The organism is bacterium (assembly GCA_009926305.1).
Classification (GTDB): domain Bacteria; phylum Bdellovibrionota_C; class UBA2361; order UBA2361; family RFPC01; genus RFPC01.
Genome location: RFPC01000271.1, coordinates 1 through 1,080, shown reverse-complemented (window position 1 = coordinate 1,080; position 1,080 = coordinate 1). Strand labels below are relative to the sequence as shown.

At 46.8% G+C, this 1,080-nt stretch carries 2 protein-coding genes; both read left to right on the top strand.

What is annotated here, in order from left to right; translation table 11 throughout:
• The first annotated feature begins 77 nt into the window (after positions 1-77).
• A complete protein-coding gene (locus EBR25_14475; GenBank protein NBW42174.1) occupies positions 78-659 on the top strand; it encodes an N-acetyltransferase in 582 nt (193 codons plus the stop codon).
• Between the two features lie 101 nt (positions 660-760).
• Positions 761-1,080: VOC family protein (locus EBR25_14470; GenBank protein ID NBW42173.1), on the top strand; the 320-nt coding region annotated here is incomplete at its 3' end.

Sequence of the window (1,080 nt, the reverse complement as noted above, 5' to 3'; positions counted from 1 at the left end):
GGTATTGAAGAAGATTCTTGATGAGTGCCGATCAGAAAATTCTTTGAGAGAAAGAGGCACCCTGTTACTATTTCCAGATGAAAAAAATTCCTGTTGATACTGTATTAGAAAGTAGCCGTCTGTTCCTAAAGCCGCCTGTCCTTGAAGATATTCCTGTTATATTCGAGGCAACCCGTACCCCAGGATTTAATGAGGGTATGCTATGGGATCCACCTGCAGACGAGGGTGAGATGCTTCCATTCTTTGAGAGATCGCTCGCTGGATGGCAAGATTTAAAGGAGTTTAACTTCTCCGCTTATGAACGGAAGAGTCGCTGTCTTACCGGCCGAGTTGGACTTCACAGCAATAAGTCGTGTGGGGAAGAGATTGCTCCTTGGTACATTGGTTACTTTACATTACCGCAGTATCAGGGGAAGGGATACGGCAGTGAGGCGGTTCGGCGGGTTGTGCAGTTTGCTTTTGAAGTTGTAGAGGTAGAGGAGATAACTTCCTCTCACGCTGTTTGGAATGAAGCGAGTGGCCGAATTCTAGAAAAGAATGGTTTTCAATTTGTGAAGCATCTTCCACAAGGATTTCAGAAGCGGGGTGAGTGGGTAGCTGAAAAGCAGTACCTCCTTACGAAAGAGAGGTGGCAGTGCTTGCAAGAGGGACAGTCCTGACAACCGTTCACCCATTGTTGTTTCAGTTTTATGTAATCAGTAGACAGTGTAACCAGATAGACAGTGTCGTGCGATAGTGTCGCCTTGGAGACGTTCATAGTATGCAGCCATTAGTCCCAGAGCTTTCAGTAGTGGATTTAGAACGGAGTCTATCCTTTTATTGTGGGCTCCTTGGATTTGAGGTGTTGTTCGACCGACCGGAGGACCGGTTTGCCTACCTTTCATTTCACGGTTCGGAGCTGATGATAGAAGAAGATCGGCTGAGAGAAGGTATATCGTCTCAATGGATAATAGAGCCACTGGATTATCCGAGAGGTCGTGGCCTGAATCTCTCAATTGAATGTACAGATGCAGGTGCGCTCGTAAGACGACTCAACGAGGGGGGAGTCCCGATTCAAAAGCCCCTTGAAGATAAGTGGTA